The sequence below is a fragment of the Gordonia sihwensis NBRC 108236 genome (genome assembly GCF_000333035.1).
GTDB lineage: Bacteria > Actinomycetota > Actinomycetes > Mycobacteriales > Mycobacteriaceae > Gordonia > Gordonia sihwensis.
Genome location: NZ_BANU01000001.1, coordinates 15523 through 33655, shown reverse-complemented (window position 1 = coordinate 33655; position 18133 = coordinate 15523). Strand labels below are relative to the sequence as shown.

18 protein-coding genes are annotated in these 18133 nt (G+C 67.8%); 9 read left to right on the top strand and 9 right to left on the bottom strand.

The window, feature by feature from the left end; genetic code table 11:
* Positions 1-189: 189 nt before the first annotated feature.
* On the top strand, positions 190-846 hold the full coding sequence (locus GSI01S_RS00160; RefSeq protein ID WP_006894206.1) for a GNAT family N-acetyltransferase: 657 nt from the start codon (positions 190-192) through the stop codon (positions 844-846).
* Between the two features lie 19 nt (positions 847-865).
* Here GSI01S_RS00160 and GSI01S_RS00155 read toward each other — a convergent pair whose 3' ends face one another.
* Positions 866-1450, bottom strand: coding sequence for a TetR/AcrR family transcriptional regulator (locus tag GSI01S_RS00155; protein WP_006894204.1), 585 nt, complete (start codon positions 1448-1450; stop codon positions 866-868).
* Positions 1451-1541: 91 nt separating this feature from the next.
* On the opposite strand from GSI01S_RS00155, the gene GSI01S_RS00150 reads away from it, so the two are divergent.
* Positions 1542-2423, top strand: a complete 882-nt coding sequence (locus GSI01S_RS00150) for an oxygenase MpaB family protein (RefSeq protein WP_006894203.1) — start codon at positions 1542-1544, stop codon at positions 2421-2423.
* A gap of 22 nt (positions 2424-2445) precedes the next feature.
* Here GSI01S_RS00150 and GSI01S_RS00145 read toward each other — a convergent pair whose 3' ends face one another.
* Genes GSI01S_RS00145 through GSI01S_RS00135 form a run of 3 tightly spaced genes read right to left on the bottom strand, consistent with a single transcriptional unit; the run spans position 2446 to position 4997 of the window.
* The gene (locus GSI01S_RS00145) at positions 2446-3255 is read right to left on the bottom strand and encodes a crotonase/enoyl-CoA hydratase family protein (RefSeq protein ID WP_006894202.1); all 810 of its coding nucleotides are present in this window, start codon (positions 3253-3255) and stop codon (positions 2446-2448) included.
* A gap of 12 nt (positions 3256-3267) precedes the next feature.
* Positions 3268-4164 carry an SDR family oxidoreductase gene (locus GSI01S_RS00140; protein WP_006894201.1) on the bottom strand — a complete coding sequence of 299 codons (897 nt, stop codon included), beginning with the start codon at positions 4162-4164 and terminating at the stop codon, positions 3268-3270.
* A gap of 53 nt (positions 4165-4217) precedes the next feature.
* Positions 4218-4997: an SDR family oxidoreductase gene (locus tag GSI01S_RS00135; RefSeq protein WP_006894200.1), complete on the bottom strand. Its 780-nt coding sequence runs from the start codon at positions 4995-4997 to the stop codon at positions 4218-4220.
* Between the two features lie 79 nt (positions 4998-5076).
* On the opposite strand from GSI01S_RS00135, the gene echA20 reads away from it, so the two are divergent.
* The 4 genes from echA20 to GSI01S_RS00115 are packed head-to-tail and all read left to right on the top strand — an operon-like array spanning position 5077 to position 8605.
* Complete coding sequence (gene echA20, locus GSI01S_RS00130; RefSeq protein WP_006894199.1) at positions 5077-5838, top strand: (7aS)-7a-methyl-1,5-dioxo-2,3,5,6,7,7a-hexahydro-1H-indene-carboxyl-CoA hydrolase; 762 nt, start codon at positions 5077-5079, stop codon at positions 5836-5838.
* Positions 5839-5844: 6 nt separating this feature from the next.
* A complete protein-coding gene (locus GSI01S_RS00125) occupies positions 5845-6741 on the top strand; it encodes a CoA transferase subunit A (protein ID WP_006894198.1) in 897 nt (298 codons plus the stop codon).
* Positions 6738-7505, top strand: coding sequence for a CoA-transferase subunit beta (locus GSI01S_RS00120; RefSeq protein ID WP_006894197.1), 768 nt, complete (start codon positions 6738-6740; stop codon positions 7503-7505). The genes GSI01S_RS00125 and GSI01S_RS00120 overlap by 4 nt, the downstream gene beginning before the upstream one ends.
* Positions 7502-8605 carry an NAD(P)H-dependent flavin oxidoreductase gene (locus GSI01S_RS00115; RefSeq protein ID WP_006894196.1) on the top strand — a complete coding sequence of 368 codons (1104 nt, stop codon included), beginning with the start codon at positions 7502-7504 and terminating at the stop codon, positions 8603-8605. The genes GSI01S_RS00120 and GSI01S_RS00115 overlap by 4 nt, the downstream gene beginning before the upstream one ends.
* Before the next feature lie 77 nt (positions 8606-8682).
* Here the strand turns inward: GSI01S_RS00115 and GSI01S_RS00110 are convergent, their stop codons facing one another.
* From GSI01S_RS00110 to GSI01S_RS00090, 5 genes are all read right to left on the bottom strand, one after another.
* Complete coding sequence (locus GSI01S_RS00110) at positions 8683-9372, bottom strand: hypothetical protein (protein ID WP_006894195.1); 690 nt, start codon at positions 9370-9372, stop codon at positions 8683-8685.
* 203 nt (positions 9373-9575) lie between these two features.
* Positions 9576-11897, bottom strand: coding sequence for a 5-methyltetrahydropteroyltriglutamate--homocysteine S-methyltransferase (metE, locus tag GSI01S_RS00105; protein WP_006894194.1), 2322 nt, complete (start codon positions 11895-11897; stop codon positions 9576-9578).
* Between the two features lie 9 nt (positions 11898-11906).
* Entirely contained in the window at positions 11907-12788 is an 882-nt protein-coding gene (locus GSI01S_RS00100; protein WP_006894193.1) for a 3-hydroxybutyryl-CoA dehydrogenase, read from the bottom strand.
* Positions 12789-12946: 158 nt separating this feature from the next.
* Positions 12947-14239, bottom strand: a complete 1293-nt coding sequence (gene aceA, locus GSI01S_RS00095; RefSeq protein WP_006894192.1) for an isocitrate lyase — start codon at positions 14237-14239, stop codon at positions 12947-12949.
* Between the two features lie 363 nt (positions 14240-14602).
* A complete protein-coding gene (locus tag GSI01S_RS00090) occupies positions 14603-15376 on the bottom strand; it encodes a hypothetical protein (RefSeq protein ID WP_006894191.1) in 774 nt (257 codons plus the stop codon).
* 77 nt (positions 15377-15453) lie between these two features.
* Between GSI01S_RS00090 and ramB the strand changes: the two genes are divergently transcribed.
* Genes ramB through GSI01S_RS00075 form a run of 3 tightly spaced genes read left to right on the top strand, consistent with a single transcriptional unit; the run spans position 15454 to position 18083 of the window.
* Positions 15454-16863, top strand: coding sequence for an acetate metabolism transcriptional regulator RamB (ramB, locus tag GSI01S_RS00085; RefSeq protein ID WP_039866563.1), 1410 nt, complete (start codon positions 15454-15456; stop codon positions 16861-16863).
* Between the two features lie 27 nt (positions 16864-16890).
* Complete coding sequence (locus tag GSI01S_RS00080) at positions 16891-17442, top strand: carboxymuconolactone decarboxylase family protein (RefSeq protein ID WP_006894189.1); 552 nt, start codon at positions 16891-16893, stop codon at positions 17440-17442.
* The gene (locus tag GSI01S_RS00075; protein ID WP_006894188.1) at positions 17439-18083 is read left to right on the top strand and encodes a class I SAM-dependent methyltransferase; all 645 of its coding nucleotides are present in this window, start codon (positions 17439-17441) and stop codon (positions 18081-18083) included. Before GSI01S_RS00080 ends, GSI01S_RS00075 begins: the two co-directional genes overlap by 4 nt.
* Positions 18084-18133 lie beyond the last annotated feature (50 nt).

Here is an 18133-nt window from a genome sequence, read left to right as displayed (position 1 = left end):
TTCGGATCCCATGTGCGCAAATACTAGAACGTGTTCTAGCTGACTGGAAGCGCTCGATCGAAAACTGTTGCCGCACAGACTCTCTCGAGACGTCTCCGATTCGGGATCCCGTCACGAAAAGAGCGCCGAGATCGCGACCGGCGAAAAGAAGTCCAACCGTTCGGCCGGGATCGGACCTAGTATCGAGATATGACGGATCTGGACCAGGCAGCAACCCGACGAGACATCACCGACGCGCTGTTGACCGCGATGGAGCGGCGGCACGAGGTACTCGACGCGATCGTCGACGCAGAGGATCGCGATGCCGCGGCGACTGCGATCGCCGACCTTCTCGGCAAGTCGAAACTGGGCGCGGAAGCGGTCCTGAACATGTCCTTCTACCAGCTCACCAAGACCGAGCGGCGCCACAACCAGGCCGAACTCGACAATCTCAACGAGGAGATCACCTTCACGCTCGCCGAGCGGCCGGCGAGTTCGGGCGACAGCCTCGACCTCCGTCCCTTCTCCGCCGACGACGACGCCGATCTGTTCGCCGAACGCACCGCCGAACAGGGTGTCGCAGGCGACGGGTCGGGCGCGCCGGCCGGGGACGTCGCAGACGAGATCACCAAGGGCGTCGACCGCGTCGACGCCGAAGACGCCGTCTGGCTGGTGGCCGTGGAAGGCGACCAGAAGGTGGGCATCGTCTTCGGCGAGCTGAACGACGGAGAGGTCGACGTCCGCATCTGGATTCGCCCGGAATCACGCAAGCGCGGTTACGGCACTGCGGCGCTGCGCAAGTCGCGCTCGGAGATGGCAGCGCTGTTCCCCGGCGTCCCGATGGTGGTGCGGGCCCCCAGCGCCTGACGCGGCACCCTGCAGACCCTCAGGCGGGCCCGGTCCACGACGGACCGGGCCCGTCGCCCATTGCGCCGGCCAGCATGGACTCGAAACCGAACCGCAGCGCGTCCAGCGAATCGACCGTCCCCATCTGGTAGCCGATGAGCAGGTACATGGCCACCTGCGCGAACTTCTCCGCCCTGTCGGCGTCACCGATGACCTCGGCCGACGTCTCGCGAATCACCTCCGCGCGCTCCCGGTCGACCTCCACCAAGTGCGCCCGCACCCCGGAATCGTGGGTCGACCAGACCCGGATCGCCGCTTCGGAGGCACGGTCGAGCCCGAGGCCGACGCCGATCAGGAAGTCGATCCGCTCCCTGGGGTCGTCGACGGCGATCGCGTCTCCGATCGGTCTGCGGCTGTGTTCCTCTCGCCAGTAGTCGATCAGCGCCGACTTGTACTCGGCCCAGTCCGCGAAGGCGTGATAGAAGCTGCCCGTCGTCGTGCCGGCGACCCGGCAGACCTGCGCCAGTTTGAGACCCGCGTGCCCGTGTTCCCCCAGCACCTCCAGGCCCGCGTCCAGAAACCGCCTGCGCGCATGCTCGGACGGCACCGATTGCTTCTTCACCATGCGAACCCGCCTCCCACACCTGCGACGTGACCCCTTGCACAAAACTATAACTCAACTTACAGTGAGCTCACCGACAGGCAGGAGCCGACCGATGACACTCAAGACGCTGGTCCAGACACCGTCCCGGACCGCGGGCATGGATCCGGAGACCGAGTTCCACGAGATCTACCGTGCCCTGGCCACGTACGAGTTCCCCTGGGACATCAATCAAGCGCTGAGCTTCGCCCTGTTCCGGACGTACGCGGTCCCGAGCATCGGCGACCTCCTCGACCGGACCGGCGAGTTCCGCGACCGACCGCAGAAGCGGTACGACGACACCGCCGTCCTGCTCGAGGTGCCGCTCCTGAAAGGCTTCGACAGCACCGACGGCAGGGCCGCGATTCACCGGATCAACCAGATGCACAAGATGTTCGAGATCAGCAACGACGACATGCGGTACGTACTGGCCACCTTCGTCGTCGTGCCGGTCCGCTGGATCGCCGATTACGGCAGACGCCCGCTCACCGACGACGAGATCCGCGCGACCGTGCTGTACTACCGGCAACTCGGCAGACACATGGCGATCAAGGACGTACCGGAGACCTACGAGGAGTTCGCAGCTCTGATGGACTCGTACGAAGCCGCCCACTACCGGTCCGGCGGCACCGCGGGCGTCCGCCGCACCGGCGACGCGACGATCGACCTGTTCAAGACCTTCTACCCGGCGCCGCTGCGACCGTTGATCGGCGCCTTCAGTCTGTCGGTGATGGACGACGCACTGCTCGACGCCTTCGGCTACCGGCGTCCGCCCGCCGCGCTGCGGTTCGCGTCGAGGGCAGGCCTCCGAATCCGGGGCCGGCTGGTCTCACTGCTGCCCCGGCGTCGGCGGCCGCGACATGTTCACGATCTGCCCCGGATCAAGAGCTATCCGAACGGCTTCGACATCGAGCGGATGGGCACCTTCGCACCGCCCGGATGCCCGGTCAGGCACTGATCGGACCGCCGATACCCGAGACCTACTCTCCGCGCCAGACCGGTTCGCGCTTCTCGGCGAACGCGCGCGGTCCCTCCCTCGCGTCAGCGGAGGCGAGGACCGTGAGCCCGGCCTCCTGATTGACGGCCCAGGGCTCTTCGGCGCCCCATTCGGGGTCCCACTCCGACCGGCCCTGATGTGTCCGGTAGACGGCGCGTTTGCTGAGCTGTACCGCCAGCGGTGCGTTGGCCGCTATCCGGTGCGCCAATGCGAGCGCGGTGTCCAGGACCTCGGCGGCCGGGACGACGCGGTTGACCAGTCCCCACTCGCAGGCGGTCGCGGCGTCGACCCCGTCGCCGGTGAGGATCATCTCCAGGGCCCGCTTGAGCGGAAGCTGCCGCGCCAACCGGATCACACCGCCGCCACCGGCGATCAGTCCGCGTTTCACCTCGGGCAGTCCGAAGACCGCGGAGTCGGCGGCGACCACGAGATCGCAGGCGAGAGCGAGTTCGGTCCCGCCGCCGAGCGCCGTTCCGTTGACCGCCGCGATGAGCGGCTTGTCGGTCCAGTGCCGCACCAGCCCCGCCAGCCCCCACTCCGGATGGGTGTCGTCGATGATCGGCTCACCGCGTGCGACGGCCTTGAGGTCGGCCCCCGCGCAGAAGGCTCGGCCCGCTCCGGTGAGCACCACCGCCCGCACCGCGCGATCGGCGGAGGCCCTCTCCAGCGCCTCCCCCAGCCCGGTCGCGACTGCCCCGTCGATCGCGTTCAGCGCCTCGGGCCGGTTCAGCGTCACCACGGCGACGCCGTCGCACGCTTCGTAGCGGACCGATCCCTCCGCGGTCTCAGACATCTGCGAGCCCTCTCAGCGGGCGCCGTATGCCTTGACTTGGACCGGTGAAGCGTCGATCAGCTCGGCGACCACCGGAGTCAGCTCCGCGACCTCCCAGCGCGCGCCCTTGTCGCGCGAGGCCGCACGCTGCCAGCCGTCGAGCACCGTGACGCGGCCGCCCTCGACCTCGAAGAGCCGCCCGGTGACGGAGGCCGACGCCGGCGAGCCCAGCCACACCACCAGCGGCGAGATGTTCGCGGGATCCATCGCGTCGAAGGAGCCGTCCTCCGGCGCCGCCATCTGCGCGGCCATCGCCTCGCCCGCACCCATCGTCATCTGAGTGCGTGCGGCCGGGGCGATGCCGTTGACGGTGACCCCGTATCCGCCGAGTTCGGCGGCCGCTTGAATCGTCAGTTCGGCGATGGCGGCCTTGGCGGCGGCGTAGTTGCCCTGCCCCACCGAGCCGAAGATGCCGGCTCCCGAGCTGGTGTTGATGATCCGGGCCTGCACGCGTTCACCGGCTTTGGCCTGGGCGCGCCAGTGCGCTCCGGCATGACGCAGCATCACGAAGTGCCCCTTGAGGTGCACGCGGACCACCGAATCCCACTCGTCCTCACTCAGCGAGAGCAGCATCCGGTCCCGCAGGAATCCCGCGTTGTTGACCAGCGCGTCGAGACGGCCGAAGGCATCGATCGCAGTCGCGACGATCGCGGCGCCGGTGTCCCAGTCGGCGACGTCGCCCACCGCCGCGACGGCCTCGCCGCCGGCCGCCCTGATCTCGTCGACGACGGCCGCGGCCGATTCCGCCGCGTAGTCGTTGACCACCACCTTGGCGCCGTCGGCGGCGAAAGCGTGCGCGTGTGCGCGCCCGATCCCTTGGCCGGCACCGGTGACGATGACGACGCGGCCCTCATTGGTCTTGTTGCTCAATGCTCTTCACTCTCTCTCGGAAGTCTGCGGCGGTTACCCGACCGTCGCGGTTCTCAGGCGTCGTTGCCGGCGTTCGCGGCGGACAGGAAGGCCGGCTTCTCGCCGCCGCCGTGGACGGTGACGGTGGAACCGGTGATGTACTGCGACAGCGGCGACAGCAGAAAAGCCACCGCGTTGCCGATGTCGGCGGGCCGGGCCATGCGGCCCATCGGGATGGTGGCGCCGACGGCGGCCACCCCCGCCTCGTCGCCGAAGTGCAGATGCGCCAGCTCGGTCTGCACCGGGCCGCAGACCACCGAGTTGACCCGCACCGACGGCGCCCATTCGACGGCGAGCGTCTCGGTGAGATTGTCCAGACCGGCCTTCGCCGCACCGTAGGCGGCGGTGCCCGGGGACGGCCGGTGCCCGCTGACGCTCGACACGTTGACGATGGCGCCGCCGCCGTCCTGGGTCGACATCACTCGGTGCGCGGCGCGCGCGACGATCAGCGGCGCGACGAGATTGAGTTCGACGATCTTCCGGGAGAAGTTGTCGGAGGCATCCGCGGCCGGCGCGAACGGCGAGCCGCCCGCGTTGTTCACCACGCCGTCGAGCCTGCCGTGCGCGGCGACGATCTGCTCGATCATCGAGGCCACCGCATCACCGTCGCGGACGTCGCAGGGATAGAACTCGCGGTCGTCGTCGCCCGGGCGTCTAGCGCAGACGACGGGCGTGGCGCCGAGGTCGTCGAGCACTTGCGCGATTCCCGCGCCCACCCCGCGGACACCGCCGGTGATCAGGACGATTCTCCCTGCCAGCCCCAGATTCACCGGGCCGTGCACTGCTTCGGTCATGGTGCTACTGTAACAAACAACCAAGCATTTGCTTGGGTGGCTCGTCAGAGCCCCACCCAGCCCAGACAAAGGAGTCGGTGTGCCGATCACCACCGCCCGCGCCGAATCCGGCATCGTCACCGTGACGGTCGACTTTCCGCCGGTCAACGCGCTGCCCAGCGCCGCATGGTTCGAACTCGCCGACGCGATCAGTGCCGCAGGCGCCGATCCGGAGACCTCCGTGGTCATCCTGCGAGCAGAGGGACGCGGCTTCAATGCGGGCGTCGACATCAAGGAGATGCAGCAGACCACCGGTTTCGGTGCCCTGATCGACGCCAACCGCGGGTGCGCCGCAGCCTTCTCCGCCGTGTACGACTGCGAGGTCCCGGTGATCGTCGCGGTCAACGGTTTCTGCGTGGGCGGCGGCATCGGCCTGGTCGGCAACGCCGACGTGATCGTCGCCTCCGACGACGCCGTCTTCGGCCTGCCGGAGGTCGATCGCGGTGCGCTCGGCGCGGCCACGCATCTGGCACGCCTGGTGCCGCAGCACCTGATGCGGACGCTGTACTACACCGCGCAGAACGTGACCGCGCAGCAGCTGGTGCAGTTCGGCTCCTGCTACAAGGCCGTCCCGCGAGAGGAACTGCTGGAGACCGCGCTCGAGGTCGCCCGTCTGATCGACGCCAAGGACACGCGTGTCATCCGGGCGGCCAAGGCGGCGATCAACGGTATCGATCCGGTGGACGTCAAGACCAGCTATCTGCTCGAGCAGCGTTACACGTACGAACTGAATCTGGCCGGAGTGGCCGACGAGCACCGCGACGCGTTCGTCGAGACCGGTAAGACACTGAAGGGGAACTGACACCGAATGGCCACCAAGACTGACAAGACGTCGAGCCTCGACGACGTGGTCGCCGAACTGCGCGACGGCATGACGATCGGCATCGGCGGCTGGGGCTCCCGGCGCAAGCCGATGGCGCTGGTCCGCGCCATCGCCCGCTCGGATGTGAAGGATCTGACCGTGGTGACCTACGGCGGCGCCGACCTCGGGCTGCTGTGCGCGGCGGGCAAGGTGAAGCGCGCGTACTACGGCTTCGTCTCCCTCGACGCCGCACCGTTCTACGATCCCTGGTTCGCCAAGGCGCGTCTGTCCGGCGCCATCGAGGCCCGCGAGATGGACGAGGGCATGGTCAAGTGCGGCCTGGAGGCCGCCGCCGCACGCCTGCCCTTCCTGCCCATCCGCGCCGGACTCGGCTCCGCCGTCCCCGATTTCTGGGAAGGCGAGCTCAAAACCGTCGAATCCCCGTATCCGGATGCCGACGGACGCACCCAGACTCTCATCGCGATGCCCGCGCTCGAGCTCGACGCGGCATTCGTCCACCTCGACATCGCCGATCCTCACGGGAACGCCGCCTACACCGGAGTCGATCCGTACTTCGACGATCTGTACCTGGCCGCGGCGCGGCGCCGCTATCTGGAAGCCGACCAGGTGGTCCCCACCGAGGAACTGGTGGACTCCGTCGCCCGCGAACGTCTTCTGATCAACCGGATGAACGTCGACCGCGTGGTCCACACCCCGAACGGCGCACACTTCACCTTCGCGGGCGGATACGGCCGCGACAACGCGTTCCTGAAGCACTACGCGACCTCTGCGGCAGACGACGAGAGCTGGTCGGCGTTCAAGACCCGCTTCCTCGACGTCGACGAGGCCGGATACCAGACCGAGGTCGCCAAGTGGCAGGCCGAGCAGGAGGAAGCCAAGTGAGCAGTCCCGAGACCACCGCTGTCATCACCCGCGCCGAGTACTGCGTCGCGGCGTGTGCCGACATCTTCACCGGCGCGGGCGAGATCATGGCGTCGCCGATGGCCACCACTCCGCTGATCGGCGCCCGGCTGGCGCGACTGACCACCGAACCCGATCTGCTCATCACCGACGGCGAAGCGCTCATCCTGGCCGACACACCCGCGGTGGGCCAGTCGGGTCCGGTGGAAGGGTGGATGCCCTTCCGCAAGGTGTTCGACGTGGTCGCCTCCGGCCGGCGGCACGTGGTGATGGGCGCCAACCAGATCGACCGCTACGGAAACCAGAACCTCTCGGCGTTCGGTCCGCTGCAGCAGCCGACTCGCCAGATGTTCGGCGTGCGCGGCGCTCCCGGCAACACCATCAACCACCCGACCAGCTACTGGGTCGGGAACCATACGGCTCGGGTGTTCCCGGAGCGGGTCGACATCGTCTCCGGCGTCGGCTTCGACAAGGTGGACGAGCGCAATCCCGCCTTCGACGATCTGAACATCCACCGAGTGGTCACCAACCTCGGCGTTTTCGACTTCCGCGGACCCGGCCACACCATGCGGGCCCTGTCGCTGCATCCGGGCGTGACGCCGGAGGCGGTCGCCGACGCCACCGGCTTCCCGGTGGCCGACCTCGAATCGGCCCCGGCCACCGCGGACCCGACCGACGAACAGTTGCGGATCATCCGCGAGGTCCTCGACCCCAGGAATCTCCGCGACCGCGAGGTCCGGTCGTGACCGCGCCTCACAACGGACCGGCGCCCGCGGCTCCGCTGTCGACTCGCTTCACCGAACTGGTCGGCATCGACTATCCGATCGTGCAGACCGGCATGGGCTGGGTCTCCGGACCGTCACTGACGGCCGCCACCGCCGAAGCCGGCGGACTGGGCATCCTCGCATCGGCGACGATGACCTACGACGAACTCGAGTTCGCGATCAAGAAGACCAAGTCGCTGACCGACAAGCCCTTCGGGGTCAACCTGCGCGCGGACGCGACCGATGCGGCCGAGCGCGTGGATCTGATGATCCGCGAAGGCGTGAAGGTCGCCTCGTTCGCGCTGGCTCCGAAGAAGGAGCTGATCGCGAAGCTGAAGGACAACGGCCTGGTGGTGGTGCCGTCGATCGGCGCCGCCAAGCACGCGGTGAAGGTCGCGTCATGGGGCGCCGACGCCGTCATCGTGCAGGGCGGCGAGGGCGGCGGCCACACCGGCGGCGTGGCGACCACGCTGCTGCTGCCGTCGGTGATCGACGCCCTCGGCGGCGGCGACGGGCCGACGTCGATCCCGGTGATCGCCGCCGGCGGCTTCTTCGACGGTCGCGGTCTGGTGGCCGCACTCGCCTACGGCGCCGAAGGCATAGCGATGGGCACCCGGTTCCTCCTGACCAGTGACTCCGCCGTCCCGGACAGCGTCAAGCGCGAATACCTCAAACGCGGACTGAACGACACGGTGGTGTCGCTCAAGGTGGACGGCATGCCGCACCGCGTGCTGCGGACCGAGCTCGTCAACGCCCTCGAAAGCGGTTCCCGCGCGAAGGCGCTGCTGGCCGCGGCGCGCAACGCCAACGAGTTCAAGCAGCTCACCGGTATGAAGTGGACCACCATGCTGCGCGACGGTGCGTCGATGAAGAAGTCGGGCGAGCGGACCTGGCAGCAGATCATCATGGCAGGCAACACCCCGATGCTGCTCAAGGCCGGATTGGTCGACGGCAACACCGACGCCGGCGTGCTCGCGTCCGGCCAGGTGGTCGGCATGATCGACGATCTGCCGTCCTGCGCGGAACTGATCACCTCGATCATGACGCAAGCGCACGCGCGCCTGGCCGCGCTTCCCCGCTGAGCGTCTCCCACGCTCCGCAGACAACGAATCGGCCCCGGCACTCTCTCGAGTGTCGGGGCCGTTTCGGCGGACCGGAACTACTTCTCGGTCGGCGCAGCCTTCTTGGCGGGCGCGGCCTTCTTGGCCGGGGTGGCCTTCTTGGCCGGAGCCGGCTTGCGCGCGGCAGCGGTGCTCACCTTCTTGGCGGCGGCATCGGCGTCGGCCTTGGCCTTGGTGCCGGCCTTCTCGATGTCCGCCGCGGTCTCCTGCAGCTTCTCGGAGACCTCGTCGGCGGCGACAGCCGCATCCTCGACGCGGTCGGCGGCGCGGCCGGCGAGTGCGGCAGCGCGCTCGCCCACGGCACGGGTCTGGGTCGAGACGGCGCCCAGGGCGTCCTCGGTCAGGTCGACGGCGTCGTTGTAGACCTTCTCGACGCGAGCCAGGTTCTCCTCGACGTACGGGGTCTGGCGAAGACGCTCCACGGCGCTCTCGCCGCGCTCGGCGAGCGAGTTGTACAGGCCGGTGGTGGCCTCGATGTAGGGCTCGGCGACCTTGCGCAGTTCGTCAGCGGTCAGCTTGGCGCGCAGTTCCTCGATCGACGGGAACTCGGTCGGCAGATCGGTGATCCGGCTACGGGTCTCGTCCAGGCGGCTCTGGGTGCGCTCGCGCGAGGCCTGGGCGCGGTTCTTCAGCTCGGCGAGGGCGTCCTTGACTTCCTGGACGGCGACGTCGCCGGCGCCGACGACGGCGTAGACCGGGGTGGGCAGAGTACGTTCGGCGGTGCTCATGGCAACTCCTTGCTTGCTTTAACTTGCACCACCAGTGTGCGTCAATGTGCTAGCAAATGCTAGCGCTAGGAGCGTGTGAGTGGTCGATGTCACTGCTACTGAAAGTACTTCCGCCTGCAATAAACGTCGTGTTCACCGTGGTTTCTTGCGCAACTACCACCCGTCCGCCCCAGCGCAACCCTTTAGCTCACTGCTAGCAGAATCTACGCCTTAGGCGCTTTGTCAGCGTCCATCCGACGCCGCAACCTGCGTGCTGCAGCAACCATGTTGCGGAGTGCCGGTTCCAGTTGCCAGTAGTGCCGCGTCTTCAATCCGCCGTCCGGGTTGGCCCAGAGCCGATCGATCGGAATCGCCGACGCGGCCCGGGTGAGACGGTCGTCGATCGTGTCGATGTCCGGGATCACCGCGCTGCGGCTCTCGTAAACCCCCGGCCCCACCCCGCGCTCGATGGCGGTGCCGTGCTCGGTCAGTTCGCTCAGCACCCAGTCGATGGACCGCGTCGCCACGATCGACGTGACGTCGGCGTCCATCGCGTTGAACGCCTCGACAACTTCGGCGATCGAGGAGTAGCCGAGGTGCGTGTGGATCTGCGTCTCGGGTTTCGCGCCGCCGACCGCCAGTTTGAACGCCGCGACCGCCCAGTCGAGATAGCCTTCGCGGCCCCGTTCGCGCAGAGGCAGCAACTCCCGGATCGACGGCTCGTCGACCTGGATGATCTTGATTCCCGCCCGCTCCAGATCCGCCACCTCGTCGCGGACGGCCAGCGCCAGTTGCTCGGCGGTCTCGTACAGCGGCTGGTCCTGCCGGACGAACGACCGTGCGAGCATCGTGACCGGGCCGGTGAGAATGCCCTTGACGGGCTTGTCGGTCAGCGACTGCGCGTAGGTGATCCATTCGATCGTCATCGGACCCCGCCGCTTCACATCGCCGTAGAGGATCGGCGGCCGGACGTATCGCGAGCCGTATACCTGGACCCAGCCCATGTGGGTGAAGGCGTAGCCCTCCATCAGTTCGGCGAAGTACTGGATCATGTCGTTGCGCTCGGGTTCACCGTGGACGAGGACGTCGAGCCCGATGTCCTCCTGCAACTCGATGACCCGCCGGATCTCCTCGCGGAGCCGCTCGGCGTACTCGTCCCAGGTGAGCCGACCCTGCCCGTAGTAGTACCGGGCGCGTCGGATGTCCGCGGTCTGCGGAAACGACCCCAGCGTGCACGTCGGCACCGGCGGCAGCCCGAGGACTGCGGCCTGGGCCCTCCGGCGTTCGGCGTACGGAGCTCGTTCGCGCTGGTCCGGTCGGATATTGGCGACTCGTTGACGGACCTCGTGCTTGAGCTTGAAGTGGACGGTCGCCGGACGCGTGTACCAGTGTTCGGGCGCCCCCTCGGAGATCGCCTTCGCCAGCGCGATCACCTCGGCGACCTTCTGCTTGGCGAACGAGAGCCGGTCGGCCACATCGCCGGGAAGGTCGGGTTCGATGAGCTTGTCGACCGGGACGTGCATCAGGGTGCACGACGTCGACACGACGAGATCGGGGATCACCTTCTTGATCTGGAGCAGGTAGTCGAGCTTCCCGCCCTTGGCCGCCTTCCAGACGTTGCGGCCGTCGATCACCCCCGCGTACAGCCGCTTGCGGCGGAGCCCGGCGATCTCCATCAGCATGCTCGGCGTCATGGGCGCGGACACGAGATCGAGACCGATCGCCTCGATCTTGGACGCCGCGAGAATCGGGAGCGCCGGGCCCAGATCGCCGTACTCGCCGGTGACGAGGATCCGCGGACGCAGCCCCGCGCCGCCGAGTCGGTCGTAGGCGCGGGCGAGCGCCGCGAGATCGGCGTCGGTGCGGTCGGAGGTGAAAGCGGGCTCGTCGAGCTGAACACACTTGGTGTTCTGCTTGGCCAGCTTCTCGAACAACTCGATGTACACCTCGAGCAGGTCGTCGAGCCGGTCGAGCGGACGGAACCCTTCCGGTGCGTCGGCCGCCGGCTTGCTCATCAGCAGCAGGCTGACCGGCCCCAGCATGATCGGTCGCAGTTCGATGCCCGCTTCCGCGGCGCGCGCATGCTCGTCGAGCAGGTTCTCGCTGAGCCAACCCGCTCGGCCGAGCGAGAACTCGGTGTCCGGGCCGACCTCCGGCTGCCGGTAGTAGTAGTTGGTGTCGAAGTACTTGATCAGCTCCAACGGCGGGAAGTCGGGCTTGCCGCGAGCCATCGCGAAGTAGAAGTCGATCGGATCGAGCTCGGCGTGCAGCGGCTCGAAGCGACGCGGCACCATCCCGAACATCAGCGCGTTGTCGAGAACGTGGTCGTAGAACGAGAAGGTGTTGCCCGGAACCTGCTCGAGACCGGTGGCGGCGAGCTCACGCCACGTCGACTCGGCGAGCTCACGGCCGGCGGCGAGGAGCTTCCCGCGATCGCCGGAGCCGTGCCAGTAGTCCTCGAGCGCGAATTTCAGTTCGCGGCGCGCACCGATTCTCGGGTACCCGAGAATCGATGACCCGTACTCGATGCCGTCAGCGCGTGTCATGGCGCACGCCTACTTGGCCGCGCCGTCGCCGTACTGATAGAAACCGCGACCGGACTTCTTACCCAGACGCCCTGCCTCGACCATGCGCAGCAGCAGCGGCGGCGGCGAGTACAGCGGTTCCTTGAACTCCTCGTACATGCTGTCGGCGATCGCCTTGACGGTGTCGAGCCCGACGAGGTCCGTGAGCTTGAGCGGACCCATCGGATGTGCGCAGCCGAGCACCATCGCCTTGTCGATGTCCTCCACCGTGGCGAATCCGCTCTCCACCATGCGCACCGCCGACAGCAGGTACGGCACCAGCAGCGCGTTGACCACGAAGCCGGAACGGTCGGACGAGCGGACCACCTGCTTGCCGAGCACGTCGTGCGCGAAGGCCTCGGCGCGCTCGCTGACCTCGGTGGAGGTCATCAGCGTGGTCACCAATTCGACGAGGGGCAGCACCGGGACCGGATTGAAGAAGTGCATGCCGATGACCCGGCTCGCGTTCTCGGTCGCCATGCCGAGCTTCATGATCGGGATCGACGAGGTATTGGAGGCCAGTACCGCGTTGGGGTCGGTCACCACCTTGTCGAGTTCCCGGAAGATCTGTGTCTTGACCTCCTCGTCCTCGATGATCGCCTCGACCACCAGCTGGCGGTCGGCGAAGTCTCCGAGGTCGGAGGTGAACCGCAGGCGCCACGAGGCCTGCTCGCGCTCGCGCTCGGTGAGTTTGCCGCTGCTGACGCCGCGGTCGAGGGAGCGGAGGATACGGGAGCGGCCGGCCGCGGCGAGTTCGCGCGTCGACTCGTAGACGAGGACGTCGGCGTTCGCGCGGGCACACACTTCGGCGATACCTGCACCCATCTGACCTGCGCCGATGATACCGACGCGTGAAATCTTCTCACCTGCCATTGTGAAGGCTCCTGAAGTGTTGTCTGACGTGTCGCGCCGCGCGAACGGCGGAGTACTACCTGTTTAGCAATGATCCCGGGGCAGTTGGGGTTCAATACCCCACTGCCCCGGGATCATCACGAGATCGTCAACCTTTCAAGCGAAGGTCGCGTCGGTTCCTAGTGGAACTGTCCCTCTTCGGTCGAGCCCTTCAGAGCCGCGGTCGAGGTGTTCGGGTCGACGGTGGTGGCGATCTTGTCGAAGTAGCCGGCACCGACCTCACGCTGGTGCTTGGTAGCGGTGTAACCGCGCTCCTCGGCAGCGAACTCGCGCTCCTGCAGGTCGACGTACGCCTTCATCTGCTCGCGAGCGTAGCCGTAGGCCAGATCGAACATCGAGTAGTTGAGGGCGTGGAAGCCGGCCAGCGTGATGAACTGGAACTTGAAGCCCATCGCGCCCAGCTCGTTCTGGAACTTGGCGATGGTGTCGTCGTCCAGGTGCTGCTTCCAGTTGAAGGAAGGCGAGCAGTTGTAGGCCAGGAGCTGGTCCGGGTACTCGGCCTTGACGGCCTCGGCGAACTGCTTCGCGAGGGCCAGGTCGGGCTTGCCGGTCTCCATCCAGATCAGGTCGGCGTACGGAGCGTAGGCCTTGGCGCGAGCGATGCAGGGCTCGATGCCGTTCTTGACGTTGTAGAAGCCCTCGGAGGTGCGCTCACCGGTGATGAACGGACGGTCGCGCTCGTCGACGTCCGAGGTGATCAGGGTGGCGGCCTCGGCGTCGGTGCGGGCGACGACGACGGTCGGGGTGTTGGCGACGTCGGCGGCCAGACGCGCCGAGGTCAGGGTGCGGATGTGCTGCTGGGTCGGGATCAGCACCTTGCCGCCGAGGTGGCCGCACTTCTTCTCCGAAGCCAGCTGATCCTCCCAGTGGGTGCCTGCGGCACCCGCGGCGATCATGGCCTTCTGCAGCTCGTAGACGTTGAGAGCGCCACCGAAGCCGGCCTCACCGTCGGCCACGATCGGCACGACCCAGTTGTCGACCGAGTCGTCGCCCTCGACGCGAGCGATCTCGTCGGCGCGCAGCATCGCATTGTTGATGCGGCGGACCACCGACGGCACCGAGTTGGCCGGGTACAGCGACTGGTCCGGGTAGGTGTGGCCCGAGAGGTTCGCGTCACCGGCGACCTGCCAGCCCGACAGGTAGATGGCCTTGAGGCCCGCGCGGACCTGCTGCACGGCCATGTTGCCGGTCAGTGCGCCGAGCGCGTTGATGTAGCTGTCGTCACCCTTGGTGACGCCTTCCCACAGGATCTCCGCGCCGCGGCGGGCGAGCGTGTGCTCCTCGACGACGTTGCCCTGGAGCTCAGCGACCTGCTCCGCGGTGTAATCGCGCTTGATGCCCTTCCAGCGGGGGTTGGTGTCCCAGTCCTGCTGGATCTCGGCGGCGGTACGCGGCTTTCCGACGTTGCTCATAGCCTTCGCTTTCGTTAGAACTGCTCGATCGCAGTGCTTTGAGGGTTTACGGCCCCATCCGATTCTTGCGAACCGGTTGACACCTTGAGGCGATGCCTGACATCAGGTTGCCATAGGGAAAACCTGCAGTTCAATCCCTACATGGATGCAAATAACGGGCATGTTACCGACGGGTTTTGCAAAGCTTGTAAATATTGATGTGTGAACCTCACGGGCCGAATCTCAAAAAAGTACGCGCGTACTGGGAAAACTTGTCGCGGGACGCTCGGCCGCGCGACACCGACCGCGGCACTCGGCGGCGACGGGCACCGCGGCCGAAAGTGCGGCACTTCACAGACGGCCGCGGCGCGAAAGGACGGAAGATCAGCGTGCGGCACGCGTGACGGCGTCTCGAACGAGCCGCACGAACTCGTCGTCGGTCACTGGCGCCGCGACGAGCGCCGAACCCGGAACCACCGCCGTGCGCTCCTGCTCGCTGACGGCGCGTTCGTCGGTCGACAGACCCAGCTGCAGCGTGACGGTCTCGCCGCTGGGCCGCCGGACCAGGATATTGCCCATCAGACCCGCGCGGGCGCGGACGGCGCCGCCGGGCAGCGTGGTCACCGAATCGCTGCGCACCAGGAACGACTGCTCCACGGCCGAGTCGCGGAGCGCGGGCAGTTCCACCGTCGTGGTCACGATGTGCGCCCCGGCCAGCGTGCCCTTGCTGGGAACCGCCGTCACGACCGCGCACGGGCCCGTCGTCGCACGACGGTCCGCATCGATGTCGCGGCGGACGCTAGAGAGCAGTTCACTGAAGACTCCGGTGTCCGATCGCGCCACCAGCAGAGCCGAGTTGTCCTCGGTCAGTTGCGGATTGAACTCGGCATCAGCGGTGGGCGCGCACTCCGGCGGGGTGAAGGCCACCGTCTTCGACTGTTCCAGCGTGCTGCGATTCGACACGATCAGATCGTTGACCATCATCGGAACCGCGGTGAAGTCCGGCGGCAGCTGATCGCTGGTGAGCAGCAGGCTGGGCAACGTCGGCTCCTGCGCACTGCCGTCCCCGCATCCGGCGACGCCGATCAGACCCGCGCAGGCGGCCGCGAGTGCGGTGGTACGGGCGAGTGCGGAACGGGACAGAATGGAGCGAAGCACACCGGCACCGTACCCGGCGGAGAGCCGCGGGGAGGGAGGCACATCGCGTGAGCACTGAACACCCGGCCGGCCAGAAGATGTTCGTCGGCGGGCGGATCCGCGGGCTCCGCGCCGACCGCGGACTCTCGCAGCAGGCCCTGGCGGGCATGCTGGGCATCTCCGCGTCGTACCTGAACCAGATCGAGCACGACAACCGGCCGCTGACCGGCCCGGTCCTGGCGAAGATCACCGACCTGTTCGGACTCGACATCGACTTCTTCGACCCGCAGGACGACGTCCGGCTCGTCGCCGAACTGCGGGAGGCACTGCTGGACGAGGACCTCGACTTCGATCCCGCCGCCAGCGAGGCGGGTGAGGTGGCGTCGCTGGTCGGCAGCCACCGGGCGATCGCCGAAGCACTGGTCGGGATCTACCAGCGGTACCGCGTGGTCTCCGAGCAACTCGCGGCGGCGACGGCCGGTCGCGGCGACTCCGGCACGCGCGGAACCATCAGCGCCCCGCACGAGGAGGTCCGCAACTTCTTCTACCAACGTCGCAACTACGTGCACGAACTGGACGAGGCCGCCGAGGACCTGACCTCGCGGATGCGCATGCACTCGGCCGACATCCGCGCCGGCCTGGCCTCGCGCCTCGAGGACCGGCACGGCGTGCGGATCATCCGGCGCGTGGACCTGGGCGACGACGTGCTGCACCGGTTCGACCCCGAGCGGCGCCAGCTGGAATTCTCCGCGGCGCTCTCCGCCGGCCAGCGCACCTTCAAGATCGCCGCGGAACTGGCCTACCTCGAGCTCGGCGATCTGATCGACGAACTCGTGGCCGACGGCGGGTTCACCACAGACGACGCCTTGGCCCTCGGCCGACAGGGGCTGGCCAACTACTTCGCCGCCGCCGCGATGCTGCCCTACGGGCAGTTCCACGGTGCGGCCGAGGACTTCCGCTACGACATCGAACGGCTCTCGGCCTTCTACGCCGTCTCGTACGAGACCATCTGCCATCGGCTCTCGACGCTCCAGCGGCCGAGTCTGCGCGGAGTCCCGTGGACCTTCGTCCGCGTCGACCGCGCCGGGAACATGTCCAAGAGGCAGTCGGCCACCGGCTTCAACTTCTCCTCCAGCGGCGGCACCTGCCCGCTCTGGAACGTGTACGAGGCATTCGTCTCGCCGGGCAAGATCCTGACCCAGATCACCGAGATGCCGGACGGCCGCGAGTACTTCTGGGTGTCGCGCACCGTGGAGCGGCGCGCTGCGCGGTACGGGCAGCCCGGCAAGTCGTTCGCGATCGGCATGGGCTGCGAACTGCGCCACGCCGGACGCATCGTCTACTCCGACGGCACCGAGATCGGCACCGATGCGCGAACGACGCCGATCGGCGCCGGGTGCCGGGTCTGCGACCGTCTCAACTGCCCCCAGCGCGCCTTTCCACAACTCGGCGCCAATCTGGCGATCGACGAACACCGCAGCACGGTTTCTCCGTACATGCCGGGGTGAGCCGCGGCTGGACTACCTTGGGTCGACATGAACACACCTCGCGTCGCCCCCGGCACTCTGCTCGAACTCGGCCCGGTGAACTGGCTGGTGGTCCGCGCGATGGGCCTGGCCACCGGCACCGACGACCCGCACATCTTCGCCACGCTCGGCCGCAGCCGGGGCCTGTTCCGCGGTTGGTTGCACTACTCGTCGCGCATGATGCCGTTCGGCGAACTGTCGCGCAAAGAGACCGAGATGATCATCATCCGCGTCGCCCACCTGCGCTCCTGCGACTACGAGCTCGACCACCATCGACGTCTGGGGGCACGCGCGGGGATCACCGCTGAGGCGTTCGAGCAGATCCTCGAGGGACCCGACGCCGGCTGGGGAGACCGCGAGCGAACCCTGCTGTCGGCCGTGGACGAACTCGTCGCCGAGCGCGACCTGGGCGATCAGACCTGGCAGGCGCTGCGCCGGCACCTCGACGAGCGCCGCGCCGTCGCCTTCGTCCTGCTGGTGGAGCAGTACGACGGGCTCGCGACCACCATCACCGCGCTCCGCGTCCAGCGTGACGAGTTCCGGGGAAGCGGTCGCCGATGACCTCCGTGGCGCAACGACTCATGGGCAACCCGGCGTTCTCGCAGATCTACGAGCGCCTCTGGCGGCCGGTGTTCACCAGGGGCTTCAGCCTCGGCGGATCGCAGACTCTGGACTACGACCGCGCGCTGCGCGCCTACCTGGCCAGGCCCGGCGAACGGCTCGTCCTCGACGTCGCCTGCGGCCCCGGCAACTACAGCCGGGACGCCGCCTCGGGGCTCACGGGCGACGGCCGGTACGTCGGCCTCGACTTCTCCGCGAGCATGCTCGAACAGGCGCAGCGCGATCACCGCGACGACCGCATCGCCTACGTCCGCGGCGACGCCCACCGACTGCCGGTGCCGGACGCGTCGTTCGACACCGTGATGTGCCTCGCCGCGCTCTACCTGATCCCCGACCCGCTCCCTGTGCTCGACGAGATGGCCCGCGTGGTGAAGCCGGGCGGCGAACTGATCGTCTTCACCTCCGTGCGATCGTCGATCGCCGCAGTCCCCGGCGCCGATCTCGTCGCCGGGCTGTCGGGACTGCGGATCTTCGGGCGCCGGGAGTTGCTGGACCGGTTCGACGATCTCGGGATGACACACGTGGAGCAGACCATCACCGGCGTCGGCCAATACGTTCACGCGCGGCGACCTCGCGTCTGACCCCTAGGCAAGCGAACTAGCTTAGGCTAGCCTATTTAAAGGAAGTTATT